The 19829-nt window shown below is 70.3% G+C and carries 17 protein-coding genes; 11 read left to right on the top strand and 6 right to left on the bottom strand.

The annotated features are described in order from the left end of the window. Positions 1-21: 21 nt before the first annotated feature. Complete coding sequence (locus ASD59_RS02325; protein ID WP_082560013.1) at positions 22-2835, bottom strand: M16 family metallopeptidase; 2814 nt, start codon at positions 2833-2835, stop codon at positions 22-24. A 297-nt stretch (positions 2836-3132) separates the two neighbouring features. Between ASD59_RS02325 and ASD59_RS02320 the strand changes: the two genes are divergently transcribed. From ASD59_RS02320 to ASD59_RS02295, 6 genes are all read left to right on the top strand, one after another. After that, positions 3133-4455, top strand: coding sequence for an ammonium transporter (locus ASD59_RS02320; RefSeq protein WP_055827715.1), 1323 nt, complete (start codon positions 3133-3135; stop codon positions 4453-4455). 129 nt (positions 4456-4584) lie between these two features. Next, positions 4585-7194 (top strand): DNA ligase D, encoded by a 2610-nt coding sequence (ligD, locus tag ASD59_RS02315; RefSeq protein ID WP_055827702.1) that lies wholly within the window; start codon positions 4585-4587, stop codon positions 7192-7194. A 1234-nt stretch (positions 7195-8428) separates the two neighbouring features. After that, entirely contained in the window at positions 8429-9451 is a 1023-nt protein-coding gene (locus ASD59_RS02310; protein WP_055827701.1) for a UbiA family prenyltransferase, read from the top strand. Then, positions 9448-10269, top strand: coding sequence for an RsiV family protein (locus ASD59_RS02305; RefSeq protein ID WP_055827697.1), 822 nt, complete (start codon positions 9448-9450; stop codon positions 10267-10269). Before ASD59_RS02310 ends, ASD59_RS02305 begins: the two co-directional genes overlap by 4 nt. A gap of 23 nt (positions 10270-10292) precedes the next feature. Further along, a complete protein-coding gene (locus ASD59_RS02300; RefSeq protein ID WP_055829633.1) occupies positions 10293-11162 on the top strand; it encodes a DUF3298 and DUF4163 domain-containing protein in 870 nt (289 codons plus the stop codon). Continuing rightward, positions 11159-11662, top strand: coding sequence for a hypothetical protein (locus ASD59_RS02295; RefSeq protein WP_055827693.1), 504 nt, complete (start codon positions 11159-11161; stop codon positions 11660-11662). The genes ASD59_RS02300 and ASD59_RS02295 overlap by 4 nt, the downstream gene beginning before the upstream one ends. Here ASD59_RS02295 and ASD59_RS02290 read toward each other — a convergent pair. The 3 genes from ASD59_RS02290 to ASD59_RS02280 are packed head-to-tail and all read right to left on the bottom strand — an operon-like array spanning position 11638 to position 13216. Continuing rightward, entirely contained in the window at positions 11638-12582 is a 945-nt protein-coding gene (locus tag ASD59_RS02290; protein WP_235561695.1) for an alpha/beta fold hydrolase, read from the bottom strand. The genes ASD59_RS02295 and ASD59_RS02290 overlap by 25 nt on opposite strands. A 32-nt stretch (positions 12583-12614) precedes the next feature. Further along, positions 12615-12812 (bottom strand): helix-turn-helix transcriptional regulator, encoded by a 198-nt coding sequence (locus ASD59_RS02285; RefSeq protein WP_055827690.1) that lies wholly within the window; start codon positions 12810-12812, stop codon positions 12615-12617. Further along, positions 12812-13216, bottom strand: coding sequence for a hypothetical protein (locus ASD59_RS02280; protein WP_055827687.1), 405 nt, complete (start codon positions 13214-13216; stop codon positions 12812-12814). Before ASD59_RS02280 ends, ASD59_RS02285 begins: the two co-directional genes overlap by 1 nt. 136 nt (positions 13217-13352) lie before the next feature. Between ASD59_RS02280 and ASD59_RS02275 the strand changes: the two genes are divergently transcribed. From ASD59_RS02275 to ypfJ, 4 genes are all read left to right on the top strand, one after another. After that, the gene (locus ASD59_RS02275; RefSeq protein ID WP_055827685.1) at positions 13353-14294 is read left to right on the top strand and encodes a fatty acid desaturase family protein; all 942 of its coding nucleotides are present in this window, start codon (positions 13353-13355) and stop codon (positions 14292-14294) included. A 79-nt stretch (positions 14295-14373) separates the two neighbouring features. Then, complete coding sequence (locus ASD59_RS02270) at positions 14374-14979, top strand: class I SAM-dependent methyltransferase (protein ID WP_235561694.1); 606 nt, start codon at positions 14374-14376, stop codon at positions 14977-14979. A 56-nt stretch (positions 14980-15035) separates the two neighbouring features. Further along, positions 15036-15428: a hypothetical protein gene (locus ASD59_RS02265; RefSeq protein WP_055827682.1), complete on the top strand. Its 393-nt coding sequence runs from the start codon at positions 15036-15038 to the stop codon at positions 15426-15428. 71 nt (positions 15429-15499) lie between these two features. Next, positions 15500-16348, top strand: a complete 849-nt coding sequence (gene ypfJ, locus ASD59_RS02260) for a KPN_02809 family neutral zinc metallopeptidase (RefSeq protein WP_055827678.1) — start codon at positions 15500-15502, stop codon at positions 16346-16348. On the opposite strand, the gene ASD59_RS02255 is transcribed toward ypfJ, so the two are convergent. After that, positions 16345-17292 carry an aspartyl protease family protein gene (locus ASD59_RS02255; protein WP_055827675.1) on the bottom strand — a complete coding sequence of 316 codons (948 nt, stop codon included), beginning with the start codon at positions 17290-17292 and terminating at the stop codon, positions 16345-16347. The genes ypfJ and ASD59_RS02255 overlap by 4 nt on opposite strands. Positions 17293-17526: 234 nt before the next feature. Next, the gene (locus ASD59_RS02250; protein ID WP_055827671.1) at positions 17527-18348 is read right to left on the bottom strand and encodes an LD-carboxypeptidase; all 822 of its coding nucleotides are present in this window, start codon (positions 18346-18348) and stop codon (positions 17527-17529) included. Between the two features lie 67 nt (positions 18349-18415). Between ASD59_RS02250 and ASD59_RS02245 the strand changes: the two genes are divergently transcribed. Then, on the top strand, positions 18416-19825 hold the full coding sequence (locus ASD59_RS02245) for a glutamate ligase domain-containing protein (RefSeq protein WP_055827669.1): 1410 nt from the start codon (positions 18416-18418) through the stop codon (positions 19823-19825). Positions 19826-19829 lie beyond the last annotated feature (4 nt).

The following is a 19829-nucleotide window of genomic DNA, read 5'->3' as shown; positions in this document are numbered from 1 at the left end:
CCGTCGTCCGACGCCCGGCCCCTACTGGACCGGACGGCCGTGGATATCGACCACCTGGACGTCGGCGAAACCGAGCGCCCGGATCTTCGGCTCGATCGAGGCCCGGTCGCCGACCACCACCCAGGTCGTCGGCCCGGAGCCGACCACGGCCTGCGCCGCCACGGCGGCCTGGGCCGCGGTCATGGACCCCACCCTCTGGGCATAGGTGTCATAGTAGTTTTCCGGCACGCCCCAGACGACCATGTTCTGCAGTTCGCCGGCGATGGCCGCATTGGTCTCCCAGTTGCCGGCCAGACCCTGGACCATATTGGCGCGAGCGGCCTGGATTTCCGCATCGGTCAGCGGACGCGATCCGACGACCTCGGTCAGTTCGCGGCGCAGTTCGGCCAGGCTCTCGGCCGTCTTGTCCGACTGCACCCCGGCGCTGACCGAATAGATCCGGTCGCCGCGGCCGAACGGCACGCCGCCGCCGGCGCCGTAGGACCAGCCCTTGTCCTCGCGCAGGTTCATGTTGATCCGGCTGGTGAAGGCGCCGCCCAGGGCGGTGTTCATGGTCTCGATGGACGCCTCGGTCGCGGGGTCGAAGGCCGGGGCGACGCGGCCGGCCAGGATGGTCGACTGCGGCCCGGCGCGGTCCACGATCAGGATGCGCGGCTGGCCCGAAGGCTCGGGCGCGTCCGCCGGACCCGGTCGCGCCGGCATGGGCGTCGAGGGCGCCCGCCATTCGGCGAAGGCCCGCTCCAGCTTCGGCGTCAGCTCGGCCAGGGTGGTGTCGCCGACCACGACCAGGGTCGCGTTGTCGGGCCGGAACCAGGTCTGGTGCCAGGCCTCGGCGTCGGCCGGGGTCAGGCTCGCCACCGTCTGCTCGGTGCCCGAACCGGGACGGCCGTAGGGGCTTTCCGGACCGTACATCTCGCGGCTCAGAACCCGCGAGGCGATGGCGCCGGGGTTGCGGTTCGATTGCTGGATGCCCGCGATCTGAAGCGTGCGCGTGCGCTGGAAATCCTCCTGCCGGAAGGCCGGATTCAGGACCACGTCGGCGAACAGATCCAGTGACGGCTCGAGCCGGGCCGACAGGGCCGTCATCGTCACATTGGTCGAGTTCGTCCCCGAACCCGCGCCCAGGGTCGCGCCCAGCAGCTGCAGCCGGTCGCTGATCTCGATCGCCGTCAGGTCGTCAGTGCCGTTGGTCATCACCTGCGGCGTCAGCTGGGCCAGGCCCGCCTTGTCGTCGCTATCGACCACGGCCCCTGCGTCGAGGATCAGGTTCATGCTGACGGTCGGCACGCTCTCGCGCCGCACGAACATGACCTTCATCCCGTTGGACAGCTGGGCGCGTTCGATGGTCGGGAACACCGCTTCCGGAGCCGGACCGACCGCCGGCACGCCGGCCGTACGGTCCACGCCCGCCGAGACCGAATAGTCGGGGAAGGGCAGGACCTCCAGCGAATAGCTGCCGTCGGACAGCCAGCGGCGGCCCGCTTCGGTGAGGTTGTCGGGTCGGGCCTCCACGATCCGCTGATAGCTGGTCCGCCATGCCGCCGGATCACCGAAGAAGACCTCGGACTGGGCCAGCAGATCGGACTTGCCGCCGAACCCGCCGATCCGCTCCAGTCCGCGAATGGTGGCGGCCGCCGTCTGCGTGCGGACGCGTTCCAGCTCCTCGGAGGTCGGCCCGTCGCGCAACAGCCGAGCCATTTCCTCGTCGACGATGGCCTCGATGCGGTTCAGGTCGCCGCCAGCCTTGGCCGTGGCCGTGACGATGAACTGGCCGGCGATCTGCCGCCCCCCGGCCCCGGCCGAGACCGCCGTCGCCAGCTGCTCGTCGATCACCAGCCGCTTGTACAGCCTCGACGACCGGCCCGAGGCCAGAACCTGGCCCACCATGGCCAGATAGTCGGTGTCGGCCTCGCCCTGCGGCGTGGTGTTCCAGACCTTGTAGAGGCGCGGCTGGCCGACGCGGTCATACATGACCTCCCGCTGCGCCCCGACCAGCGGCGCGACCATGCGGCGCGGCTGGGTCACCGGCGGGCCCGAGGGGATATCGCCGAAATAGCGCTCGACCTTCTCGCGCGCCTCTTCGGGGCTGATGTCGCCGGCCAGGACGATGACGGCGTTGGCCGCGCCATAGTAGTCGCGGAACCACTGCTGCACCGTCGGCAGGTCGGCGGCGTTCAGGTCGTCCATCGAGCCGATGACGGTGTGGCCATAAGGGTGTTCGTCGGGCCAGGTCGCGGCCGTGATGGCGTTGAAGACCCGGCCATAGGGCTGGTTCTCGCCCTGGCGCTTCTCGTTCTGCACCACGCCGCGCTGCTCATCCAGGCGCGCCTGGTCGATGGCGCCCAGCAGATGGCCCATGCGGTCGCTCTCGAGCCACAGCATGGCGTCCAGCGCCGAGGTCGGCACGTTCTGGAAATAGTTGGTGCGATCCGTGTTGGTGGTGCCGTTCTGGTCCGTGGCGCCCAGCAGCTCGGTGCCCTTGAAGAAGTCGGTGTTGTAGTTCTCCGATCCGTTGAACATCAGGTGTTCGAACAGATGGGCGAAGCCGGACCGGCCCTCGGGCTCGTTCTTGGAGCCGACGCCGTACCAGATGTTGACCGCCACGATCGGGGCCTTGCGGTCCTCGTGCACGATCAGGGTCAGGCCGTTGTTGAGGACGAATTTGGTGAAGGGGATGTCCACCGCCGGCAGGGGCGCCAGGCGTTCCTGGGCGGCCGCGGCCGCGGCGGCGACGGGCGGCCGGGGCGCGGCGACGCTTTCGGCATGGGCGGAAGCGGCGATGAGCAGGGTCGTGGCGACCCCTCCGAGCAAGGCGAGACGACGGGCGGTATGCATGGAATTCCCCCTGGAACTGCGTCAGCGGCGGTTGGCCTGGCCGAAGTGACACCCGGACAGCCCCCGCGCGCAATATGTGAATCATTGCAACGCTGTAATGAATGTGCGGACGCGAGACCCGGCGGTGACTTCGTGCCGTACGGCAGTGTGCATGTCTGAATCTCGCAGCTTCACCGCGCAATATTGCACCGCACACGAAATGAATTGCCTTGTGCGCTGCAATGCCGTCCAATCCGTTTCCGCGGCGTCGAACGCGGTTCGGGCCGAGCCATACAGACCTCCGGACCGGACCCGCGCATGACCGTTCGCCTTCCCGCCTTCATCCCCGCGGCGCTTGCGGCCCTCGGCGCCGCGCCGGCCCTCGCCGCCGCGCCCCGGCCCGCGCTGCTGGAGCATCAGACGTCGCTGGTGCTGAACGAGGCCTCGACCGCCTGGATCCTGACCTCGACCGCCCTCGTCCTGCTGATGACCCTGCCGGGGCTGGCCCTGTTCTACGGCGGCATGGTGCGGCGCAAGAACGTCATCGCCACCATCGCCCATTCCACCGCCGCCCTGGCCATCGTCACCGTGCTGTGGTTCGCCGTCGGCTACAGCCTGTCGTTCGGCTCCAGCGGCGGGGCTGCCAACGGCTTCATCGGCGGCTTCCAGGCCGCCTTCCTCGACGGCGTCACCCCGGCCACCGCCCACAGCCTCGCCCCCGGCCTGCCCGAATTCCTGTGGATCGCCTACCAGCTGACCTTCGCCATCATCACCCCCGCCCTGATCGCCGGCGCCTTCGCCGAGCGGATCAAATTCCCGGCCGCGATCCTGTTCTTCTTCCTCTGGCACCTGATCGTCTACGTCCCGATCTGCCATCAGGTCTGGGGCGGCGGATGGATGGGGTCGCTGGGCGTGCTCGACTTCGCCGGCGGCTCGGTGGTCCATGTCAATGCGGGCGTCGCGGGCCTCGTCTGCGCCCTGGTGCTGGGGCCGCGCCACGGCCACGGGCGGGACAATATGGCCCCGCACAACCTCGCCTTCACCGCCATGGGCACGGGCCTGCTGCTGGTCGGCTGGCTGGGCTTCAACGCCGGCTCGGCCTGGGCCGCCGACGGCATAGCCGCCGTGGCCGCCTTCAACACCATCCTGGCCGCCGCCGCCGCCGCCATCGGCTGGACCGCCGTCGAGTGGATCGACCACAGGCGCCCGACCCTGCTGGGCCTGCTGTCCGGCATTGTCGCCGGCCTCGTCGGCGTCACCCCCGCCGCCGGCCTCGTCGACCCGAAGGGCGCCTTCATCATCGGCATTCTCTCGGGCCCCGCCTGCTACGCCGGCGCCGTCTGGCTCAAGCGCGCCTTCCGATATGACGACAGCCTCGACGCCTTCGGCGTCCACGGCGTCGGCGGCGTCGTCGGCGCCCTGCTGACCGGCGTCCTCGCGACCGCCGCCATCAACCCCGCCGGCGAGAACGCCAACCTCCTCAACCAGGCCATCGGCCTCGCCGCCGTCATCGCCTGGAGCGGGATCGGCACCTTCGTCATCCTGATGATCTGCCAATTCACCACCGGCCTGCGCGTCGACAGGGAGTCCGAGATCGAGGGCCTCGACTACACGCAGCACGGGGAGACGATCCACCCGTAGGGCGAGGCAGCGGGGGTCAGGCAGCAGGCAGCAGGGTCGACGGAGTCCCGGCCCCGCCTGCGTTCCTCGTGCTGCCTGCTGCCTGCTGCCTCCCCCGCAACGCTCCCCGCCGACCCGCGTTCACCCCCCATGGCAGCCCAGGGCGAACTCAGGACCTACAAGGCGAAACGCAATTTCGCCGACACGCCCGAGCCGTCCGGCCGCAAGGGCAAGGCGAAGACCACCGCCCTCACCTATCTGATCCAGCGCCACGCCGCGACGCGCCTGCACTACGACTTCCGCATCGAGGTCGACGGCGTGCTCAAGTCCTGGGCCGTGACCAAGGCTCCGTCGCGCGACACCCTGGTCAAACGCCTGGCCGTCGAGGTCGAGGACCACCCGCTCGACTACGGCTCGTTCGAGGGGACCATCCCCGCCGGCAACTACGGCGCCGGCACGGTGCAGATGTGGGACCGCGGCACATGGGAGCCGCAGGAGCCCGACCTCGATGCGGCGTTCAAAAAGGGTCAGATCAAGATGGTCCTGCACGGCGAACGGCTGAAGGGAAAATGGTCCCTGATCCGGCTGCGCGCCGATCGCGGCAAGCCCTCCAAACGCAACAACTGGCTGCTGATCAAGGAGCGCGACGAATACACCGTCGAGGGCGAGGGCGACGCCAATATGGAGATCGACGCCTCCATCGTCTCGGGCCGGACCCTCGCCGAGATCGCGGGCGGTTCGAAGGAATGGAAATCCTTGAAGGCGACCACCCGCAAGGCCCCGCCCAAACCCCAACCCACGAAGGCGGCCGCGAGCACATCGAAAAAACCGCCCGCCTTCGTCCCAATCCAGCTGTGCAAGATCGCCGACTACCCCCCGCGCGGCGCCGGCTGGGCCCATGAAATCAAGTTCGACGGCTACCGCATCCAGATCGGCGTCGGCGGCGGCAAGGCGACGCTGCGCACCCGCAAGGGCCTCGACTGGTCGGCCAAATTCCAGGCCCACGCCGACGACGCGGCGCACTGGCCCGACGGCGTCGTCGACGGCGAGCTCTGCGCCCTGGCCGAAGACCACATGCCCGACTTCTCGGCGCTTCAGGCCGCCATCTCGGACGGCGACACCGGCGACCTGATCTATTTCGCCTTCGACCTTCTGTTCGAGGGCGACGAGGATCTGCGCGGCCTGCCCCTGTCGCACCGCAAGGCGCGGCTGCAGGCGTACATCGACCGCATCCCCAAGACGGCCCGAAAGCGCATCCGCTACGTCGACCATTTCGCCACCACGGGTCAGGCGGTGCTGGACAGCGCCTGCCGCATGGATCTGGAAGGCGTCATCTCCAAGTCGCTCGACGCCCCCTACACCCCCGGCCGCTCGACCACCTGGCTGAAATCCAAATGCCGCGGCCGCGACGAGGTCGTCATCGGCGGCTGGACCTCGGAGGGCGACCGCTTCCGCTCCCTGATCGTCGGGGTGCAAGACGTCGATGCGAAGGACGGAAAGGGCCTGCGCCACCTCGGCCGCGTCGGCACCGGCTACGCTCAACCATTGCTCAAGACCCTGCTGCCCGCCCTGAAGAAGGCGAAGACCGACCACAGTCCCTTCGTCGGCAAGGGTGCCCCGCGCCGCTCATCGGCCGCCGGCCAGACCATCCACTGGGTCACGCCCACCCTCGTCGCCGAGATCGAACACGGCGGCTACACCGACACCGGCTCCCTGCGGCAGGCGTCGTTCAAGGGCCTGCGCGAGGACAAGACCGCGCCCGAAGTGACCGAGAAACCGCAGGCCCCGTCGAAGCCGTCAAAGGAGACCGGCAAGGTCTCCGCCCCGCCCCAGCTGTCCATTCCCGGCGAGCCGCGCGGCAAGTCGAAGCTGGTCGTCGCCGGCGTGACCATCTCCAGTCCCGACAGGATCCTGTGGCCCGCCGCCGACGGCAAACCGGCCCTGACCAAGGCCGACCTCGTCCGCTATTACGAAATGGCGGCCGAACGCATCCTGCCCCACGTCGCCGACCGCCCCGTCTCCATCATCCGCGCGCCCGAGGGCATCGGCGGCGAGAGATTCTTCCAGCGTCACGCCATGCCCGGCTCCAATCCGCGGCTGAAGCTGATCGATGTGAAGGAGCGCAAACCCTACATCGGCGTCGTCGACGTCGGCGGTCTGGTGGCCATCGGCCAGTCGGGCGGGCTGGAACTCCACCCCTGGGGCTGCAAGCCGAACGATCCCGAGACGCCCGACCAGATCACCTTCGACCTCGACCCGGACGAGGGTCTGAATTTCGCCGACGTCATCGCCGCCGCGAAGACGGTGAAAAAGGAGCTTGAGAGCCTCGGCCTCAACCCCTTCGTCAAGACCACCGGCGGCAAGGGCCTGCACGTCGTCGTGCCCATCCTCGCCGACGCCCGCAGCCGCATCGAATGGGACCAGTGCAAGGCGTTCGCCAAGGCCGTCAGCGAACGCGTCCGCGTCGCCGACCCCGACCATTTCACCACCACCCTGGCCAAGAAGGCGCGCGGCGGAAAGATCTTCCTCGACTATCTGCGCAACGGCCGCATGGCCACCGCCGTCGCCCCCTGGTCCCCCCGCGCCCGCCCGGGCGCCGGTCTCGCCTTCCCCCTGTCATGGACCCAGGTGAAGACCGGCCTCGACCCCCGCGCCTTCACCCTCCACGACGCCCGCGCCCTGCTGAAGAAGCCCGACCCCTGGAAGGATTTCCGCGCCGGCGCGGTCAACCTGCGGCCGGTGCTGAAGACGGTGCTGTGACTCCCGTCTCCTCCTTGTCGCCGAAGGCGATGGGGAGGAGACAATCCCCTATCCGTGCATCCCCGCGAAGGCGGGGACCGCCCCTCCAACCGTGCGATCGCGTGACGCTGCTCGCCGGATATATAGTCGGGTTGGCGGGAAAATATCCCGCCTGTTCAACACCTTCCGCTTTTCTCAAACTCTATTGTCAGCACGGGGTCCCGGCAGCCGTATGCTTTTGCCATCCCGTCGCGGGGGAGGGCGTCTGGCGCCAGGGCCAACCACGTGCGGCGGGGTGTGATCGTTGCGGGACGTCGCGCGTCGCCTTTTCGGCCATCCCGTCGCGGGGGAGGGCGTCTGGCGCCAGGGCCAACCACGTGCGGCGGGGTGTGATCGTTGCGGGACGTCGCGCGTCGCCTTTTCGGCGGCGGGCGGCGGAACCGGACCATCCTGGAGGACGGGTTGCTCCCCCCTCCGGCGTGCGAAGGGACTGTCCTCCGGTTTGAAACGGAGGAGCCCGGGAGCCTGGCCGCTCCCGCCCGTCCGGGCTTCGTTTCGAAAGGGCCTAAATGGCGAGAGGTCGGGGGCCGAAAACAGGCAAACCCCGGCNGAAACGGAGGAGCCCGGGAGCCTGGCCGCTCCCGCCCGTCCGGGCTTCGTTTCGAAAGGGCCTAAATGGCGAGAGGTCGGGGGCCGAAAACAGGCAAACCCCGGCYGGCCATGCGATGCCCGCCCCGAAGCGCTCGGAAGCCGCGATCACGCGGAGCACAGGCGGCGACGCCGAAAACACATCSGGTCCCCGTAACGCGAAAGCAGGGGGCCACATATCGGTTCCGGGCTAGCCGCCCGCGCTCCGCGACCTCCCCGTCCCTTTCCGGCGGAAACGCCGGCGAGCGCTTCAGCCTGCCCGNGCGAAAGCAGGGGGCCACATATCGGTTCCGGGCTAGCCGCCCGCGCTCCGCGACCTCCCCGTCCCTTTCCGGCGGAAACGCCGGCGAGCGCTTCAGCCTGCCCGGTCTTTGAAAATGGCGATGGATTCCGTGCATCCCGGCGAAAGCCGGGACCCGGTTCTTTCGCGGCGCACGCTGCATGGGACTGGCGGACGAAGATCACCGGAGCCGCCGGATCACCCAAAGCACTGGGTCCCGGCTTTCGCCGGGATGAGCGGACTGGAAGCTGGCCCGCCGACATCCCCCACTTCGGGGGAGGACACCGAACCCTTCTCCCCCCTCCTCCGACAGGCTATCTCCAACCGATGATCTCCGCCCCGCTTCCCGACGCCGGTTCGAACTGGGTGGACCGCCACGCGCCGGAGCCCCTCAAACCGTGGCTCAAGCTCGGCCGCTTCGACCGCCCCGTCGGCATCTGGCTGCTGCTCATTCCCGGCTGGCAGGGCATCGCCCTTGGGCTGGCGTCGAACCCGGAGCTTTTCGCGACCCCGCGCATGGCGGTCGAACACGCCCTTGTCCTCGCCGTCCTGTTCGGTCTCGGCGCCTGCCTGATGCGCGCCGCCGGCTGCGCCTTCAACGACATCATCGATCGCAAGATCGACCGGCAGGTGGCCCGCACCGCATCCCGCCCCGTCGCCTCCGGCCAGATCAGCGCCAGCCACGCCGGCATCTTCGTCGTCGTCTGCAGCTTCATCAGCCTGCAGATCCTGCTGGCGATGAACTGGACCACCGTCATGCTCGGGATCGGGTCGCTGGCCCTGGTGGCCGCCTACCCCTTCATGAAGCGCATCACCTGGTGGCCCCAGGCCTGGCTCGGCCTGACCTTCAACTGGGGCGCCCTGATGGGCTTCGCCGCCTTCACCAGCGCCTTCCCCTGGTCCGGCATGCCCGCCTTCTGGCGCACCGGCGTCGCGGTGTTCCACGCCCACGCCGGCCTGCCTGGTCACCTGACCTGGGCCGCCCTCCTGCTCTACCTCGGCGGAGTCTTCTGGACCCTCGGCTACGACACCATCTACGCCCTGCAGGACATCGAGGACGACGCCATGGTCGGGGTGAAATCCTCGGCCCGCCGCCTCGGTGAGAAGGTGCCGCGCGGCGTCGCCGTCTTCTACGCCCTCGCCGTCGCCTGCGCCGCCGCCGCCGGCTGGATGGCCCACCTCGGCCCGCTGTTCTGGCTTGGCCTCGCCGGCTACGCCCTGCATCTCGCCCGGCAGGCCCGCCGGGTCCGCACCGACGACCCCGCCCTCGCCCTGCGCCTGTTCAAGTCCAACCGCGACGCCGGCCTGATCCTGCTGGCCGCCATCGGTCTCGGAGCCCTGACCCTGTGACCGCCCCGTCCGCTCTTCCCCGCATCCTGATGGCGGCGGTGTGGCTGCTGGCCACCGCCTGCGCCTCCGCACCCCAGACCGCGAGCCCCGAACCCCAGCCCGTCGCCTACAGGCTGCAGGACGGGCGAATGACCACCGCCCTCACCCTCGACCCGGCCCTGCGCGCCCATCCCGAACTCCGGGCCCGCCTTTACGACGACGGCATGACCGCCATCCGCGAGTTTGAGGCCGAGGTCCGCGACGCTCGCGTCGAGCAAGGCGGCGAGCTCGACGCCAACATGGACCTGACCCTGCGCTGGGACGCGCCGGTCGAGACCGCCCGGCTGGTCAGCTCGGACGGACTGTTCTGGTCCTTCACCGGCGGCGCCCACGGCAATCCGGGCTTCCACGCCATCCTTTGGGACCGCGCCGCCCTTCGCGAGGTCGCCCCCGCCGACCTGTTCCGCGCCGACGCCGATCTTTCGAAACTCGACCACGCCCTGTGCGATGCGATCAACGCCGCCAAGGCCGCGCGCGGCGGCGACCAGGCCTGGGACCCCGCGCCGTATCGCGGCGAACAGGGCGAAGACCTCTGGGCCTGCCCGGCGGCGCTGGAGACACCCTTCTCCCTCGCCCCCGGCGACACGGCGGGCAAGGCCGGGGGCCTGGTCTTCCTGATCGGCCCCTACATCGTCGGCCCCTATGCCGAAGGCGTCTACACCGCCGTGGTGCCGGCGGCCGCCTTCTCCGCCCTGCTCTCGCCCGAATGGGCCGATCAGTTCGGGGGCGCGCCGGCGCCGGAATTCCTTGACCGGCTTCGCGCCGAAACAGCACGATGACCGCGACGCATCAGGAGACGCCCATGCCCTCGATCGCCCCGCCTTGCCTTCGCGCCCTGCTCCTGACCGCCGTCGCCGCCGCGGCCCTGTCCGCCTGTAACCGCGACCGCGAACCGGCCGCGCCCGAGCCGGCCGCCCCCGGCGCCGCCGCCGTCGTGACTCCGGCCGACGCCGCCGCGCCCATGAGCTTCGAGAGCAAGACCCCCTGGGCCGACGTCCGCCTGACCCTGCCCGACGGCCTCAAGGCCCAGACCGACCTGCACGCCCGTCTCTACGCCGAGGAGGTGCGCCGCCTGCGCCAGTTCACCGAGGGCGCACAGGGCGAACTGACCGAGGCCGGGGCCGACACCGACCGGCCCAAATACGAAAAGACCATCGCCATCACCGTCGCCGCCGAGACCGCCAAACTGCTCAGCCTCAAGCGCGTCGATTTCGACTATTCCGGCGGCGCCCACCCCAACACCCTCACCGACGGCCTGCTGTGGGACAAGGCCTTGAAGCGCCGGGTCGGGATCGCCGACCTGTTCGGCAAGGGCGTGGACCTGACGATCCTGGACCAGGCCCTGTGCTCCGCGGTCAACGCCGCCAAACGCGCCCGCGTGCCCGACGGCGCCAGCGTCACCCTCGGCGGCAAGGACTTCTCCTGTCCCCGCGCCGTCGACACGCCTTTCATCCTGACGCCGGGCGACACGCCGGGCAAGGCGGCGGGCCTGACCTTCCTGATCGGGCCGTATCAGGTCGGACCCTACGCCGAGGGCGCCTATGAGATCGCCGTCCCGGCCGCGGTCTTCCGCTCCCTGCTGGCCGTCGCCTACAGCGGCGAGTTCGGGGGCCGGCTGGTGAAGGTCGGAGATGTCACGCCGGCGGCTGCGCCTGCGGCGGTGGCGCAGTGACCCGGACATTCGCAACCCTGTTCGCCGCCGGCGTGGTGCTGGCTTCTCCGGCTGCGGCCCAGGAGGGTAACACCGGCGATCCGGGCGACTCCACCATCCACGCGCCGGGAGATATCGGCGCCGTGGCCGTGACGCCCAGCCGTCTCGAGCGCTCGCGGATCGAGATGAACCGTGGCCGGCCTCCGCTCGGCGCTTCGGCGAGTCCGGGCCGGAGCGCCGCCCTCGGCCGCGCCGCCTCCCTCGTCGCCCGGGCGGGCCTCGTCTGCGACGTGATCGACGCCGCCGTGGTCGGCCGGAGCCGGACCGGCGAGGCGGTCATCGAGATCGACTGCGTCCAGGGCGGCGGCGTCATCGCCGTCGAGGGCGACCCGGTCCAGGTGACGGACTGTCTCGACCTCGCGCCGGACACCGGCCAGGGCGGGCGCGGCCGCCGGGTCATCGCCGGCTGCGCCCTGCCCGGCAACACGGGCCTGTCTCAGTCCGCCCGGGCCAGGAACTGATCGACGATCCCGGCCAGCCGCTCCGGCTGGTCGGCCATGATGAAGTGGCGGCTGTCGTCGATCCGGATCAGCCGCGCGCCCGGCAGGGCCGCGTACTCGCGCGTCCACAGGGCGTCGGCCATCGCCGGCGGCGTCCCGCCGTTCGGATCGGCCGCATAGACGGCGGTCACGGGGATGCTCATGCCCGCCAGGCCGGGCCGGGCGTCGGTCAGCATCACGTCGCGGAACGCCGCCGCCGTTCCGCGACGGTCCGAGGCGACCGACCAGGCGACGATGGCCGCCTGCACCTCGGGCGAGCGGGTCGAGGCCGAAGCGATCTGGGCCTGTCCGGCGGCGAAGGCGGCGTCGTCCATGGCCGCCATGGCCGCGGCGGCCTGCTCGGCCATCGGACGCACGCTCTCCGCCGTCGTCGTCGGCCCGTACAGCACGCTGAAGAACGGCAGGCTGTCGACGCTCAGCAACCGGCCGACGGACCCCGGCCGGTCCTGCGCCAGCTTCAGACCGACCAACGCGCCCATCGAGTGGCCGATCACCGCCGGACGGTCCAGCCCGGTCTCGGCGATATAGCGGCCCAGCGCCTCGACCGCCGGGGCCACGAAGGGCCCGTCGCCATGGCTCCAGGGCTCGCCGGCGAATCCGGCCAGCTGCACCAGATGCACCCGGTGCGTCGCCGCCAGCCGCTCCGCCAGCGGCCGCCACACTTCGCGGGACGACAGCAGGCCGGGGATCAGAATGACGTCGGGGCCGGACCCGATCACCTCGACCGACAGCCGGTCGGAGGCGAACCCGGCCTGGACGGCGGCGGGGACCGGCTCCGCCCGGACGTCGAAGGCGACCGCTCCGGCCCCCAGGGCGACGGCGGAGGCGATGGCGAAGGCGCGCAGCCGGCGGCCGCCGCCGTGGCGGGACATGAACATCATGGCGATCTTCCTGTAAGGTTCGTCTGACTTTGTCAGGCGTGGGGGTTGTCGAAAATCTCTTCCACGGGCCGGGCGAACAGCACGGCGATACGATAGGCCAGGTCCAGCGAGGGGTCGTGCTTCTCGGTCTCCAGGGCATTGACCGCCTGGCGCGACACGCCCAGCGCCTGCCCCAGCCGCTCCTGGGTCCAGCCGCGCTCGACGCGCAGGAGTTTGAGGCGGTTCTTCATCAGTTCGAGGACTTCACGAACGGCGCGATCAGGCCGAGGGCGCCCCAGAACAGCGGATAGATCAGCCAGCCTTCGGCATGGGGCGCATCAGCGAAGGATTCGGCGAATCCCCAGCCGGTGAAAAGGGCCATGGCCACCCCTGCGGCGAGGATGAACTGCTTGGCCATCACCGCCCGCACGAACTCGTCCGAGTCCCGCATCACCGCCAGGGTGGTCCAGATCTGCCCGACGACGGGGGCCGTGACCGCCGCCGCCAGCAGCCAGGCCGCAGGCCTCCCCTGGATGTCGTCGAAGGCGCCGAAGATCACCGCCATCATGATGGCCGCGTAGCCGCCCATGAAGGCCACCGTCCGGAGCACGTATTTTCGCTGCGCCGCTGTCGTCGGCCGGCCGATGATGAGCATGGGTTTCTCCCTGTTTGTAAGGCGAACCTTACAGAATCATTTTGTCATGTCAACCTGACTTTAAGTCAGGAGCGCCTGACGAGGTCGAAGACCGTCGGCATTCGCGTCGCGGCCCGTGAGGCGCTATAGTGCCGCCATGCCCGCCGCGCCCCGCATCCGGCCCTCAGACCTGTTCACGCCCGAGGCCTGGGCTCCCTTCCAGTCGCGCTCGCGCTGGCCCGGCCCGCTGCTCGTGCTGCACTGCTGGGCCGTCATCGCCGCCGCCGTGGCGGCGGGTGTCCTCTGGCCCATCCTGATCCCGCTCAGCGTCGCCGTCATCGGCACGCGGCAGCTGGGTCTGGCCATACTGATGCACGAGGCGGCGCACGGCGGCCTGTCACCGGATCGCCGGCTGAACGATTTTCTCGGCCACTGGCTGTGCGCGGTTCCGGTCGGCGCGTCGCTGACCGCTTACCGTCCCTACCACCTGGCCCACCACAAATACGCCCAGCAGGGCGAGGACCCCGATCTCGTCCTGTCCGCGCCCTTCCCGGTCACCCGCGCCTCCCTGCGCCGCAAGATCGTCCGTGACCTGACCGGCCAGACCTTCTTCAAGCAGCGCGTGCTCTTCCTGTTCAGGTCGTTCGCCAGTCACCGCGACGAGGACATCGCCGAGGGCGCGGTTGTCACCGGCCGCTCGGTCGTCCCCTTCCTGCTGCTCAACGCCGCCCTGCTGTTGGGCCTGACGCTGGCCGGCGTCTGGTGGGCCTGGTTCGTCCTGTGGCTGCTGCCGATGGCGACCTGGTTCCCCATGGTCACCCGCCTGCGCAACATCGCCGAGCACGCCTGCGTCGAGGGATCGGCGGTCGATCCGTTCCGGGCCGCCCGCACCACGCGCGCTTCCTGGTGGGAGCGCGCCTTCATCGCCCCCTACTGGGTCAATTTCCACGCCGAGCACCACCTGTTCATGCATGTCCCCTGCTGGAAATTGCCCGCTCTGCACCGCGCGGTGCACGCACGGCCGCAGGGCGAGGGGATGGAGCTGGCCGGGGGCTACCTGGAGGTGCTCAGGACGGCCAGCGCCAGGAACGCCGCATGACCGGTCGAACGCAGGCTTCGTCCTGACCCGCATCGCCGATCCGGCCGCCTTCATCGCCGCCAATACACGCCTGCAGTCCGTGCCGCACGCGCCGGAAATCTCGCTTTGGCTGGCGGACGAGGTCACGCCCATCTGGCGCCTGACCGAGGAGGAACTGGGCGAACTGGGCCTGCCCCCGCCATTCTGGGCCTTCGCCTGGGCCGGCGGTCAGGGGCTGGCGCGCTGGCTGCTGGATCATCCGGCCGAGGTCGTCGGCAAGCGGGTGCTGGATTTCGCCGCCGGCTCAGGCCTGGTCGGCGTCGCGGCGATGAAGGCGGGCGCGGCCTCGACCCTGTGCGCCGACATCGATCCGTTCTGCGGCGCGGCGGTCGCGCGGAACGCCGCCGCCAACGGCGTGAGCCTGGACTTCAGCGCGGTCGACCTGCTGGATGCCCCGGCGCCCGCCGTCGAGGTCATCTGCGCCGGCGACGTCTTCTACGAACAACCGATGTCCGGGCGGGTTCTGGCGTGGCTGCAAGCCGCCGCGAACCGCGGAACGCGCGTCCTCGTCGGCGATCCCCTGCGCACCTATTTCCCGAAGGAGGGCTTCGATCTGCTGGCCGAATACGCCGTGCCCACCACCCGGGAGCTCGAGGACGCCTGCGTCAAACGCACCCGCGTCTGGGCCCTCTCCGCCACGGCTTGAGCGAACCGCTCAAGGCCACGCTTGGCCAGGCGCGCGTCCGGCGCCATCATCCTTGCATGATCGCCCTTCGCGCCCTCGCCGCCGTCCTGCTGCTCGTGGCCGCCCCGGTCCACGCCCAGGTTCCGCAGACGTGGCAGCCGCGCCCGGGTGCGCCCGCCTTCGACCAGAACCGCTATCAGGCCGATCAGCACCGGCTTGAAATGGAGCGGCTGCGCCTACAGGCCGACCAGCGCGAAGCCTTCGCCCGCCAGCAGGAAACGGAATCCCGCCTCGCCCGCCTGCGTCTCGAGGCCGCGCGCCAGCCCGAACCCCTCCAGCCCTCTTCGCCCCGGGCCCTGCGCGCCCCGGAGGCGGAACGGGCGCTGCGCCGCTCGGCGGAACAGCGCCGGCGCGCCCTGGTGAGCGGGGTCGGCCAGATCGACGCCTGGCTGGACGGCCCGGTCAACTAGCGTCACGGCCGCTGCATCCCTTCCCCTCCGTCCGCGTTCCGGCCAGGGTTGGATCAGGACGGGAGAACGATATGCGGTGGCAGGGCGGACGGCGCGGCGGAAATATCGAGGATCGGCGCGGCATGGGCGGCGGCGCCATCGCGGGCGGGGGCGTCGGCGCCCTGGTTCTCGCGGCCATTGGCTATTTCGTCTTCGGCATCGACCCGTCCACCACGACGCAACTGGCCAGCCAGTTCGGCGGCGTTGGCGCGTCCGAGCAGGGCAAGCAGGGCAGCCCGACCGACCAGGCCGGAGCCTTCGTCGACGTGATCGGCTCCAATGTCGACGACGTCTGGAAGACGAAACTCCAGGGCTACCAGCCGCCGACCGTCACCCTTTACGACCAGGGTACTTCGACCGGCTGCGGCTTCGGCCAGTCGGCCATGGGGCCCTTCTACTGCCCCAACGATCGCAAGGTGTATCTGGACCTCTCGTTCTGGCAGCAGCTGGAGACCCAGTTGGGCGCCTCCAGCGCCGACTTCGCCCGGGCCTATGTGATCGCCCATGAATATGGCCACCACGTCCAGACCCTGACCGGCGCCTCGCAGCAGGTGCAGCAGGCCCAGCAACGCGCCTCGGGACAGGCGGAGGCCAACCGCTATTCGGTGGCGCTGGAGCTTCAGGCCGACTGCTACGCCGGGGTCTGGGCCGCCAACGCCGCCAGCGTGTCGAACGGCGAGGTGGCGCTGGACGCCGGCGATCTGGAAGCCGGCATGCAGACCGCCTCGGCCATCGGCGACGACACCCTGCAGCGCCGCCAGGGCGGGCGGGTCCAGCCCGACGGCTTCACCCACGGCTCGTCGGCCCAGCGGGTCGAGTGGCTGCGCCGCGGCTATGAATCGGGCGATCCTGCCGCCTGCGACACCTTCGCGTCGCTCTAGCCCACCGTCAGGTCCAGCGGCCGGGACACATGCAGCGTCCCGGCCCCCAGATCCATCGCCACCCGACGGCCGGCGAAGGCCTCCATACCGACCAGCCCGCCCGGGAAGTTGGGCAGGGGCGGCTGGTCGAACACGCCGACCGGCACGCGGCGGTACAGATGATCGGCGAAGGTCACCGTCCGCGCCTCGACGATGGCCGTGCGGGTTGCGCCGCCCAGCACCAGGTTCACCCCGCTGCTCTGGGGGCGTCCGTCCAACAGGCCCGCCGCGGTCGCTGTCTCGCGGTTCAATCCGAGCAGGGACGAGGCGCCGGTATCAACCACAGCCTCGACCAGCGCGCCCTCGATCGTGACCTGGGCGGTCAGGGCCCGGCCGGCGCGCCGCACCGGAACCTCGGCCAGGTCGGGCGGGCGCAGGAAGGCGTCGCGCGAGACCAGCCGCGTGTGCCGCCGCCCCGGATCCAGCGCCAGCACGGCCTCGCCCAGCAGATCCTGGCCGAGGATCAACGGCGTCCTCAGGCCCTGAACGGACGCCAGCGGCCCCAGATCGAGGATCGCGGCTCTCAGCCCGCCGACCTTCAGGCCCGCGAGTTCGATATCCAGCGCCGTGCCTCGCCCCACCTGGGCTCCGCCGCCCACGCCATAGGCGACCAGCGGCATGTCGAACAGCGACCGGCCCGAGTCTGGCAGTGCGGCGAACAGGGCGCGGTCGATGACAGAATACTGGGCCCCGCTGTCAATCAGGGCGACGACCTGCCGTCCACCCAGCCGCACCGCGACGGTCGGCGCCGGACCCGGCCGCGCATAGGGCATCCACGGCGTCGCCCCGCCGCTCGCAAAGGCAAGCGTCGGCCTGGGCCACAACAGATGGTCGCGGGCCCACCACGCGCCGCCGAGGACGGACGCCAGACCGGCCGTGCGGATCAGGAGGGAGCGGCGGTTCATACCCGTTGAAGATGGCGTGCGGTCCGCCCGGACGCCAGCGGCGCCGTTGTCGCGGCGGTGGGAGACGGCCCGGCCCACGCCCCCCGACGCAGACCGGACCGCCACCGCGCGCCCATCCCCCAAGGACGCGGTGCTGGCGGGGTCCGAAAGGACGCGCCCGCTCGCTGACCGCATCTGGCCTTCGGATTTCACCGGTGTCGATACGGTTCCCCGCCCGCGCGAAACGAAGGCCGGCTACCTGTGGCCGAAGGGAACCACCTTGTTCTCGCGGTCGTGACCGATGTCGGCGGGGCCCAGATACGGAATTCCCGACCGTTGGCACCAGTAGCGGACGATCTCCTCGGGGGTCAGGCCGAAGTCCGGATCGTTGGCGACGATGTCCGAAATCCGCCCCAGCCGGATGCCCGCCACGCGCCGGATCGAGGCCTGGCTGGTCAGGTGGAACATCATCCGGTCGACCCGGTAGAGGGGTTCGGATACGTCCTCCAGCATCAGGACATGGCCGGTCAGGTCGGGTTCCAGCGCGGTGCCGACCAGGGCGTCCAATATGCTGAGATTGAAGGCCGCGGCCGGGCGCGGGTCGTCCGCCAGCGAGGGCTCCCACGACGCCGGATCGCCCGACTTCAGCCAGTTGATCGCCCGCCATGCCGTGGCGTCGTTGCGCACCGCGTCGGAGGCCATCGGCCCGTGCGCCAGATGCGGGAAGCCGGCCTTGTACAGCAGGGCCAGAATGCTGCCGGCGTCGGAATAGCCCAGATACCGCTTCTTGCGCGCGACCGGCTCCAGCCGCGGCAGCACCGCCTCGGCGATGCGGCACGAGCCGTAGCCGCCGCGCGCGAACCACACCGCGTCCAGCCGCGGATCATTGGCGTATTCGACGAAGGCCGCCGCCCGGCTGGCGTCGTCGCCGCCGAAATGGCCATGTTTGCCGAAGCTGGCGGGGTGGAACGCCACCTTGACCGAGCCGTCGGGGATGTTGGCGGCGAACCATGCCTCCACGGCGTCGGCGCGGGCGCGGTTGAAGCGCGAACTGGCGTTGACGATGCCGATCTTCATGGACGTGTCTGGCCTCAGGCGTCGCCCGTGCTAGTCAGGCCGCCGGACATTCCCCGGTTTCGCCCTCATGAATCAAGACGACTATTTCTTCTGCGGCATCGGCGGGTCCGGAATGCTGCCCCTGGCCCTGATCGTCCAGGCGCAAGGCAGGCGAATCGAGGGCTCCGACCGGTCCCGCGACCAGGGCCGAACGCCCGAGAAATTCGCCTGGCTGGAAGCGCATGGCGTCGCGCTGCATCCGCAGGACGGCTCCGGCGTCACCCGCGCCGAGCAGATCGTAGTCGCCACCGGCGCGATCGAGGAGTCGGTGCCCGACATCGGCGCGGCCCGGCGCGCCGGCGCCCGCATCGTCACCCGGCCCGAACTGCTGTCGCAGTTGTTCAACGCCGCCCCGGCCTCGATCGGCGTCGCCGGGACCAGCGGCAAGTCGACCATCACCGGCATGATCGCCTGGATCCTGCACAGCGCCGGCCGGGCGCCCACGGTCATGAACGGCGCGGTGATGAAGAATTTCGCCGACGCCGACCATCCCTTCGCCAGCGCCCTGATCGGCGGCCCCGACCTGTTCGTGTCCGAGGTCGACGAGTCCGACGGCTCCATCGCCCGTTATGACCCCACGGTCGCCGTGGTCTCCAACATCTCGCTGGACCACAAGTCGATGGAGGAGCTGCGCGAGCTGTTCGGCGGCTTCACCGGCCGGGCGGCCAAGGCCGTGCTGAACCTCGACAATGTCGAGACCCAGGCCCTGGCCCAGCGGCTCCCGTCGGACAAGGTCATCACCTTCGCCCTGGGTGAAGAACCCGCGACTCTCAACGCCCACGACCTCGAACCGCTGCCGACGGGCATGCGCTTTGGCGTCACGGAATCGGGCGGGGAAATGCGCCTGCTTGAACTGCAAGTGCCCGGCGCACACAACGCCGCCAACGCACTTGCCGCCATCGGCGCTGTCCGCGCCATCGGCGTGCCGCTGACCGAGGCGATCGCCGCGCTCGAATCCTTCACCGGCATCCGCCGCCGCATGGAAGTGGTCGGGACCGCGAACGGCGTCACCGTCATCGACGACTTCGCCCACAACCCGGACAAGATCGCCGCCACGCTCAAGACCCTTCACGCCTTCGACGGCCGCCTGCTGATCCTGTTCCAGCCGCACGGCTTCGGCCCGCTGCGGCTGATGAAGAACGAGTTCATCGATGGTTTCGCCGGTCTGCTGCGCGCCGAGGACGTCCTGCTGATGCCCGAGCCCGTCTATTTCGGCGGAACCACCGACCGCAGCGTGGGCTCCGAGGACATCGCCTCGGGCGTCCGCGCCGCAGGCCGCGAGGCCCAGGCCCTGCCGACCCGCGAGGCCTGCGGCGACCGGTTGGTGGAACTGGCTCGCCCCGGCGACCGCATCATCATCATGGGCGCCCGGGACGACACTCTGTCGACCTTCGCCGCAGCCCTCCTCGACCGCCTGGGTCATCAGGTTACTGATTGATTTT

It is taken from the genome of Brevundimonas sp. Root608 (genome assembly GCF_001427825.1).
Classification (GTDB): Bacteria; Pseudomonadota; Alphaproteobacteria; order Caulobacterales; family Caulobacteraceae; genus Brevundimonas.
This window is presented reverse-complemented; position numbering and strand designations above follow the sequence as displayed.

What these genes read in the sequence shown, in the direction of transcription:
- ASD59_RS02255 (WP_055827675.1), bottom strand. Translation starts at nt 17,292, where the DNA reads ATGAACCGCCGCTCCCTCCTGATCCGCACGGCCGGTCTGGCGTCCGTC.
- ASD59_RS02290 (WP_235561695.1), bottom strand. Translation starts at nt 12,582, where the DNA reads ATGATGTTCATGTCCCGCCACGGCGGCGGCCGCCGGCTGCGCGCCTTC.
- ASD59_RS02245 (WP_055827669.1), top strand. Translation starts at nt 18,416, where the DNA reads ATGAATCAAGACGACTATTTCTTCTGCGGCATCGGCGGGTCCGGAATG.
- ASD59_RS02250 (WP_055827671.1), bottom strand. Translation starts at nt 18,348, where the DNA reads ATGAAGATCGGCATCGTCAACGCCAGTTCGCGCTTCAACCGCGCCCGC.
- ASD59_RS02310 (WP_055827701.1), top strand. Translation starts at nt 8,429, where the DNA reads ATGATCTCCGCCCCGCTTCCCGACGCCGGTTCGAACTGGGTGGACCGC.
- ASD59_RS02280 (WP_055827687.1), bottom strand. Translation starts at nt 13,216, where the DNA reads ATGCTCATCATCGGCCGGCCGACGACAGCGGCGCAGCGAAAATACGTG.
- ASD59_RS02285 (WP_055827690.1), bottom strand. Translation starts at nt 12,812, where the DNA reads ATGAAGAACCGCCTCAAACTCCTGCGCGTCGAGCGCGGCTGGACCCAG.
- ASD59_RS02265 (WP_055827682.1), top strand. Translation starts at nt 15,036, where the DNA reads ATGATCGCCCTTCGCGCCCTCGCCGCCGTCCTGCTGCTCGTGGCCGCC.
- ypfJ (WP_055827678.1), top strand. Translation starts at nt 15,500, where the DNA reads ATGCGGTGGCAGGGCGGACGGCGCGGCGGAAATATCGAGGATCGGCGC.
- ASD59_RS02320 (WP_055827715.1), top strand. Translation starts at nt 3,133, where the DNA reads ATGACCGTTCGCCTTCCCGCCTTCATCCCCGCGGCGCTTGCGGCCCTC.
- ligD (WP_055827702.1), top strand. Translation starts at nt 4,585, where the DNA reads ATGGCAGCCCAGGGCGAACTCAGGACCTACAAGGCGAAACGCAATTTC.
- ASD59_RS02300 (WP_055829633.1), top strand. Translation starts at nt 10,293, where the DNA reads ATGCCCTCGATCGCCCCGCCTTGCCTTCGCGCCCTGCTCCTGACCGCC.
- ASD59_RS02325 (WP_082560013.1), bottom strand. Translation starts at nt 2,835, where the DNA reads ATGCATACCGCCCGTCGTCTCGCCTTGCTCGGAGGGGTCGCCACGACC.
- ASD59_RS02275 (WP_055827685.1), top strand. Translation starts at nt 13,353, where the DNA reads ATGCCCGCCGCGCCCCGCATCCGGCCCTCAGACCTGTTCACGCCCGAG.